General features: G+C 73.2%; 6 protein-coding genes. 1 reads left to right on the top strand and 5 read right to left on the bottom strand.

Annotation, left to right across the window (positions count from 1 at the left end; all coding sequences use genetic code 11):
• Together AB0B41_RS15780 and AB0B41_RS15775 are read right to left on the bottom strand one after the other, a co-directional pair.
• The coding region (locus AB0B41_RS15780; RefSeq protein WP_358203478.1) for a hypothetical protein at positions 1–315 on the bottom strand (315 nt) is incomplete at its 3' end.
• 462 nt (positions 316–777) lie between these two features.
• On the bottom strand, positions 778–1236 hold the full coding sequence (locus AB0B41_RS15775) for an NUDIX domain-containing protein (RefSeq protein WP_358203476.1): 459 nt from the start codon (positions 1234–1236) through the stop codon (positions 778–780).
• A 203-nt stretch (positions 1237–1439) separates the two neighbouring features.
• Between AB0B41_RS15775 and AB0B41_RS15770 the strand changes: the two genes are divergently transcribed.
• On the top strand, positions 1440–2444 hold the full coding sequence (locus tag AB0B41_RS15770; protein WP_358203474.1) for an alpha/beta fold hydrolase: 1005 nt from the start codon (positions 1440–1442) through the stop codon (positions 2442–2444).
• 136 nt (positions 2445–2580) lie between these two features.
• On the opposite strand, the gene AB0B41_RS15765 is transcribed toward AB0B41_RS15770, so the two are convergent.
• The 3 genes from AB0B41_RS15765 to AB0B41_RS15755 all read right to left on the bottom strand — a co-directional run bounded on the left by AB0B41_RS15765 (position 2581) and on the right by AB0B41_RS15755 (position 7067).
• Entirely contained in the window at positions 2581–5484 is a 2904-nt protein-coding gene (locus AB0B41_RS15765; protein WP_358203472.1) for a vitamin B12-dependent ribonucleotide reductase, read from the bottom strand.
• A gap of 133 nt (positions 5485–5617) precedes the next feature.
• Positions 5618–6121, bottom strand: coding sequence for a transcriptional regulator NrdR (gene nrdR / locus AB0B41_RS15760; protein ID WP_358203606.1), 504 nt, complete (start codon positions 6119–6121; stop codon positions 5618–5620).
• Between the two features lie 547 nt (positions 6122–6668).
• Positions 6669–7067, bottom strand: coding sequence for a hypothetical protein (locus AB0B41_RS15755; protein ID WP_358203470.1), 399 nt, complete (start codon positions 7065–7067; stop codon positions 6669–6671).
• Between the last annotated feature and the right edge of the window lie 69 nt (positions 7068–7136).

Raw genomic sequence — 7136 nt, 5'->3', positions numbered from 1 at the left:
GTTGCTGATCATGGGCGGCGCGGGGCTGCGCACCCTCGGGTCGTCGGCCGATGGACCGCCCGGCAGGCTGCAGGCCCGGGCATGATCACCGGTCTCGGACGGGAGCGGACCCTGCGGCACGACGAGTTCGCGGCGCTGGCGGGGTTGTCCTGCCGGACCGTCGCGGAGCTCGACGCGATGCCGGTCTCCCCCGGCCGGTTCCTCGCCGCGACGGGACACGACACTGCTCGACGCCTGGGGCATGCACGGCATCGCCGAGGCGGTCGGGCTCGTGCGCGGCAGTTCGGGCACAGCGGCGAGCACGGCGGCGAGCACGGCACCGGCCCTGTTCCTACGGTCGGGGCTCGACGAGCTCACGCGGGTCCTCGAGGCCCGGATCGGCGAGCGGGCCGCGGCCGCTGCGGACGCGCGGAGCCCTGCGGGAGCTGCGCGGGCGGCTGGCCGGGCGCGACCCCGCACTCGTCGCCCGGATCGACCGCGCGCTGGCGGACGACCACGCCCTCGTCGAGCTCCGCACGCTCGGCACCCTGCCCGCGCTCGCGACGCTCCCGGCGCCGACGCGGCACGCACTGGACCGCGTCCTCGGCGGCACGGGCACCCGGGCGACGGCGCGGCTCGGCCTCCCTCCCGGAACCGCCGCGGGCGAGCTGCACACCGCCGCCCTGCACGCCGCCGTCCACTGGCGACCCCGGCTCGACGACCCCCTGACGCTCGATCCCGCCGCGCCCTGCGTGCGTCGGGCCCGCAGCTGCAACGGCGTGGCGGCGGGGACGGCCGTCAGAACCCGTGCGTCGTGATCGCCGCCGGTCCCCCACCGCGCAGCGCCTCGAACACCGCCCGCTCGTGCGGGACGACGGGATCGGGCAGGGCGTCGAGCGGGAACCAGCCGAGATCGGCGGCCTTGGCGCTCTCGACCAGCCGCGGTGTGCCCGCCCACTGGTCGCAGGTGAAGAAGAAGTCGACCCGCTCGTCGATCGGGTCGCCCGTGGCCTCGGTGCGGTGCATCGCGGTCACCGGCCGCAGGTCGGCGGGCGCGATCTCGACGTCCAGCTCCTCCCGGGCCTCCCGCACCGCCGCCTCCAGCACGGACTCGCCCTTCTCGACGTGCCCGGCCGCGGCCGTCGCCCAGAAGCCGTCCCGGAAGCCGGTGTTCTGCCGGAGCTGCAGCAGGATCTCGTTCGGCTCACGACTCAGCACGACGTAGGCGGCGGGCACGAGCTGGAAGCGCGGACTCACACCCCCACCGTAGGCCGCCGCCCCGACGCCGCGTGATCCACGGTTCGGCAGGAAAACGCACCAGAAACGGACGTTCCGCCGCCCGGATGCGGATCATGACCGGCACGAGGTCGGCCGAACGGCGCCGCACACCGCGGGGCAACACGGCGGTAATGCCGCGCGCCTAGCGTCACGTCCGACGCGAGCCCGTGGGAGGTGACGCCATGGCGGGAACGGCTCGCCCACGCCTCCGCCCGACCGGCGGCCGCCTCGGGGCGGTCCCGCCGCGCGACGCCGACCTGCGCTTCCGCACCGTGCACGGCTACCGGCGCGCCTTCCGCGTCGCCGGGTCGGGACCGGCCGTCGTGCTGATCCACGGGATCGGCGACAGCTCGACGACCTGGGAGACGGTCATCCCGGCACTCGCGCGGCACCACCTCGTGATCGCGCCCGACCTGCTCGGCCACGGCCGCTCGGACAAGCCGCGGGCCGACTACTCGGTCGCCGCCTACGCCAACGGCGTCCGCGACCTGCTCGGGGTGCTCGGGATCCGCCGTGCCACGCTCGTCGGGCACTCGCTGGGTGGCGGCGTCGCGATGCAGTTCGCCTACCAGTTCCCCGACCGCACGGAGCGGCTCGTGCTGGTCGGCAGCGGCGGCGCCGGGCCCGAGGTCAACCCGGTGCTGCGGGCGATGACACTCCCGGGCGCGACGGCCGCGCTGCACGCGTTGCGGCTGCCGACCATTCGCTGGCAGGTGGGCACGGTCGTCGAGGCCCTGCGGGTGCTCGGCACGGGGCTCGGCCGCGACGCACCCGACATGCTCCGGGTGGTCGACGCACTGCCCGACGCGACCTCCCGCGCGGCGTTCATCCGGACCCTGCGCGCGGTCGTCGACTGGCGCGGCCAGGTCGTGACGATGCTCGACCGCTGCTACCTCACCCGCGGCATGCCGACGCTGCTGATCTGGGGCGGGCGCGACGCGATCGTGCCGGTCGAGCACGGACACCGCGCCCACGAGGCCATGCCCGGGAGCCGACTGGAGATCTTCCCCGACGCCGGGCACTTCCCCTTCCACACCGAACCGCACCGCTTCGTCGGCCTGCTCGAGGAGTTCCTCTCCGGCACCGAGCCAGCCCGCTGGAGCCCGGAACAGTGGCGCCAGCTCCTGCGCGCCACCCCGAACACGGTCGCCTCGGTCGAACCCTCCGCCCAACGCTCCGCCACCTGACCCGCGCTATGGATCCCTCACGCGTTCGCAGGGGCCGAAGAATCGCATGATGGATCCATGACGCGGTCAGGCGACGCGAAGACGCGGGCGGCCCCGCTCCCGGAGTGCGGGAGCGGGGCCGTCCGTCGGCGGTGACTCAGCTGCAGCCGCTGGTGGAGCCGCAGCCCTCGCAGAGGTAGCAGGAGCCCGCGGGGCGCATCTTGGTGCCGCAGGTGAGGCAGAGCGGCGCGTCGGCCGCCTTGCCCAGCCGCAGCTCCAGCAGCTCGGTGGAGCTGCCGACCTCGACCGGCGCCGGGTCCACACCGGCCGGCTCGGTCGAGGGCGGGGTGGTGTCCACGCTGGAGCGGACGGCGTCGAGGTCCACATCGGTGTCGATCGGCCCCGAGCCGTAGTCCTGCTCCACCTGCGACGCCCGCTCCGCCGCGGAGAAGATGCCCAGCTGGGCGCGCTTCTCGTAGGGCAGGTAGTCGAGCGCCAGGCGGCGGAACAGGTAGTCCAGCACCGAGGTGGCGATCCGGACGTCCGGGTCGTCCGTCATGCCCGCCGGCTCGAAGCGCAGGTTGGAGAACTTCGAGACGTAGAACTCCAGCGGGATGCCGTACTGCAGGCCGACCGAGATCGACATGGAGAAGGCGTCCATGACACCGGCCAGGGTCGAGCCCTGCTTGCCGAGCTTGACGAAGATCTCGCCCAGCCCGTCGTCCGGATAGGAGCCGGCGGTCAGGTAGCCCTCGGCCCCGGCGACCGTGAAGGACACGGTCTGGCTCGGGCGCTTCTTCGGCAGGCGCTTGCGCACCGGCCGCTGCTCCACGACGACCTGCGGCTCGGCCTCGGCCTTCTCGGTCTCCGAGGACGACTTGGCCTTCCTGCCCGCGGAGAGCGGCTGGCCGACCTTGCAGTTGTCGCGGTAGATCGCGAGCGCCTTGAGGCCGAGCCGCCAGCCCTCGAGGTAGATCTTCTCGACGTCGTCGACCGAGGCGGCCTCGGGCATGTTGACCGTCTTGGAGATCGCGCCGGAGAGGAACGGCTGGACCGCGGCCATCATCCGCACGTGGCCCATCGGCGCGATGGAGCGCTCGCCCATGGCGCAGTCGAAGACCTCGTAGTGCTCCGGACGCAGGCCCGGCGCGTCGACGACGTGCCCGTGCTCGGCGACGTACTCGACGATCGCCTCGGCCTGCTCGGCCTGGTAACCGAGCTGGTCGAGCGCCCGGCGCACGGTCTGGTTGACGATCTGCATGGAGCCGCCGCCGACCAGCTTCTTGAACTTGACCAGCGCCAGGTCCGGCTCGATGCCGGTCGTGTCGCAGTCCATCATCAGGCCGATGGTGCCGGTCGGGGCCAGCACGGAGGCCTGGGCGTTGCGCCAGCCGTTCTTCTCGCCGGAGGCCAGCGCCTCCTTCCACGTGACGGTGGCCAACTTCTGGATCGCGGTGCTGGCCGGGAAGGTGCGGTAGCCGTCGTTGGCCGCGGCGTGCTTGCGCATGACGCGCTGGTGCGACTCGGCGTTGCGGGCGTAGCCCTCGTACGGGCCGACGACGCCGGCGAGCTCGGCGGAGCGCTTGTAGGCCGCACCGGTCATCAGCGACGTGATCGAGGCGGCGAGCGAGCGGCCGCCCTCGGAGTCGTACGCGTGGCCGGTGGCCATGAGCAGCGCGCCCAGGTTGGCGTAGCCGATGCCCAGCTGGCGGAACTTGCGCGTGGTGTCCGCGATCGGCTCCGTCGGGAAGTCCGCGAAGCAGATCGAGATGTCCATCGCGGTGATGATCAGCTCGACGGCCTTGGCGAAGCGCGGGGCGTCGAACCGGCCGTCCGCGCCCAGGAACTTGAGCAGGTTCAGCGAGGCCAGGTTGCAGCTGGAGTTGTCCAGGTGCATGTACTCCGAGCACGGGTTCGACGCGCTGATCCGGCCCGACTCCGGGCAGGTGTGCCAGTCGTTGATCGTGTCGTCGTACTGCAGGCCCGGGTCGGCGCACTCCCAGGCGGCCTGGGCGATGCCGCGGAACAGCGTGCGGGCGTCCGTGCGCTCGATGATCTCGCCCGTGGTGCGGGAGCGGAGGCCGAAGTCGGTGCCGCCCTCGACCGCGTGCATGAACTCGTCCGTGACGCGGACGGAGTTGTTGGCGTTCTGGTACTGCACGGACGTGATGTCGGAGCCGCCCAGGTCCATGTCGAAGCCCGCGTCGCGGAGGACGCGGATCTTCGCCTCCTCCTTGGCCTTGGTCTGGACGAACTCCTCGATGTCGGGGTGGTCGACGTCGAGCACGACCATCTTCGCGGCCCGGCGGGTGGCGCCGCCCGACTTGATGGTGCCGGCGGAGGCGTCGGCGCCGCGCATGAAGGAGACCGGCCCGGAGGCGGTGCCGCCGGAGGACAGCAGCTCCTTCGACGAGCGGATGCGGGAGAGGTTGAGGCCGGCACCGGAGCCGCCCTTGAAGATCAGGCCCTCCTCCCGGTACCAGTTCAGGATCGACTCCATCGTGTCGTCGACCGCGAGGATGAAGCAGGCGCTGACCTGCTGCGGCGACGCCGTGCCGACGTTGAACCACACCGGCGAGTTGAAGCTGAACACCTGGTGCAGCAGCATCCAGGTCAGCTCCTGGGCGAAGATCTCGGCGTCCTCGTCCGTGGCGAAGTAGCCGTGCTCGACGCCCGCGCGGTGGTAGGACCCGACGACCCGGTCGATCAGCGTGCGCAGGCTGGCCTCGCGTTGCGGGGAGCCGACCGCGCCGCGGAAGTACTTGCTGGTCACGATGTTGGTGGCGTTCAGCGACCAGAAGTCGGGGAACTCGACGCCCCGCTGCTCGAAGTTGATGCTGCCGTCGCGCCAGTTCGTCATGACGACGTCGCGGCGCTCCCAGGTCACCTCGTCGTACGGGTGCACCCCGGGAGTCGTGTGGAGCCGCTCGACGGTCAGGCCGCGCCTGACGCCCTTCCCGGCCTTCGCGGCCCGGCCGCGACCCGTTCCCCCCGCAGAGCCCTTGGCACCGGACGTGCTCGCGGCGCTTCCGGTGGACTCCGCCCCGACGGTCTCCGTCATGCTCTCCCTCATTCGCATCCGACCATGTGCTGCACCCTCCGCCGGCTGGGGCGACGACGGGTGTCCTGCCTGCGAGATCGGGGTCGGCTCGACTTCCGTAGTCCGGGTCGGCCCCACTGGTCCCTCGGGACCCCTATCCGGCCGGCCCCGCACCCCGTCCGGCCCGGTCCCGCCGGTCGACTGCTTCCCCGGCAGCCGCCCTGCGCAGATCGGCGATCTCCTTCTCGAAGTCCTCGATGGACGAGAAGGAGCGGTACACGCTCGCGAAGCGCAGGTACGCCACCTCGTCGAGCTCCTTCAACGGACCGAGGATCGCCAGCCCCACCTCGTGGCTGGGGATCTCCGCGGTCCCGCCCGCCCGGACGGCCTCCTCGACGCGGTGCGCGAGCTTCTGCAACGCGTCCTCGTCGACCGGCCGACCCTGGCAGGCACGGCGCACTCCGCTCACGACCTTGTCGCGGCTGAACGGCTCCGTGACGCCGCTGCGCTTCAACACCGCGAGCACCGGCTCCTCGACGGTGGTGAAGCGCTTCCCACAGGCCTGGCAGGAGCGGCGGCGACGCGTCGCCGCGCCCTCGTCGACCTCGCGGGAGTCGATCACCTTGCAGTCCGTGTGACGGCAGAACGGGCACCGCATGCGGACCTCCCCCGACTCGACCGCGCCCGGCGGTCCGGCCTGCGCCGAACCCAACCTGTAGGCGAACGACACGGATGTAACCACAACATCTAGGGGTCGCGCCATCTCCGTGCGGCGGGTCGTGCGGACTTCCCCCGATCGGGAAGGAACCTCTCACGACCGCCGCGGGCGACCCGTCCCCGGGTGCCCCGGTGGCCGGGTGGCGACACCCCGTGACGGCCCGCAGGTCACGCCCCGTTCCCACGTCGCCCGGGAGGCGCTGCTCGCCCGGTGCGCGGGTCCCGGACCGCTCGCCGCATCGGCGACACGCCGGTGAACTGCGAGGAACGCGCCGCCCGCTCCGACCCGGCGTGTCGGACCCTCGGGCATGTCGGCGGACCCGGCACTCACCGTGCCCGGATGGAGACCCACGCCACTCACAGGACCGATCACGAGCCCCACGCGCTCCACCCACCGCTCCACTGCGGACACGCGAGAGCGGCACCGGAACCGGACGGCCTTCTCGCGCGCACCCGTCGTCCTCGCACCGCCCGCGCAGGGCGGCGGCTCATCGCGCGACGAGGTCGGCGAGCAGCCCGAGCACGACGACGACCGTGGCCGAGGCCAGCGCCACCGCGACGACGGCGAGGGCGCGGTCGACCACACCGGTGCGGGCCTCGCCGGCCAGACGGCGGGCGCCGCCGGTCCGCTCGTAACGCGACAGCCGGGAGAGGCGGGGACGCGGCGCCGGGACGCAGCGCGAGTCGGCCAGGGCGGGCCGAGGGCGGGCGACGGGCCGGCAACCCGGCACGACGGCAGGGCCGTCGAGGGGGCGGACCAGCCGCGCCCGGGCACCGGACGCGTAGGCGCCGACGACTCGCTCGGGCGCCGCACCCGGTCGACTCCGGACGGGGTGGGCGCGCCCGACCTGCGTCCGGGCGCGCGCCCGCGCAGCCGAGCGGGCCACGGGGGTGGCGTGGGGGGGGGGGGGGGGCACCCCGGCCGGAGTGGACCGGGTGGGGCGGCCGTGCGTGTC

Source organism: Pseudonocardia sp. NPDC049154, assembly GCF_040648315.1.
Lineage (GTDB): Bacteria > Actinomycetota > Actinomycetes > Mycobacteriales > Pseudonocardiaceae > Pseudonocardia.
Note: the sequence above shows the minus strand (reverse complement) of the source record. Positions and strands in the feature narration are given on the sequence as shown.

Coding starts and splice junctions, on each gene's coding strand:
- AB0B41_RS15770 (WP_358203474.1), top strand. CDS start 1,440: ATGGCGGGAACGGCTCGCCCACGCCTCCGCCCGACCGGCGGCCGCCTC.
- AB0B41_RS15765 (WP_358203472.1), bottom strand. CDS start 5,484: ATGACGGAGACCGTCGGGGCGGAGTCCACCGGAAGCGCCGCGAGCACG.
- nrdR (WP_358203606.1), bottom strand. CDS start 6,121: ATGCGGTGCCCGTTCTGCCGTCACACGGACTGCAAGGTGATCGACTCC.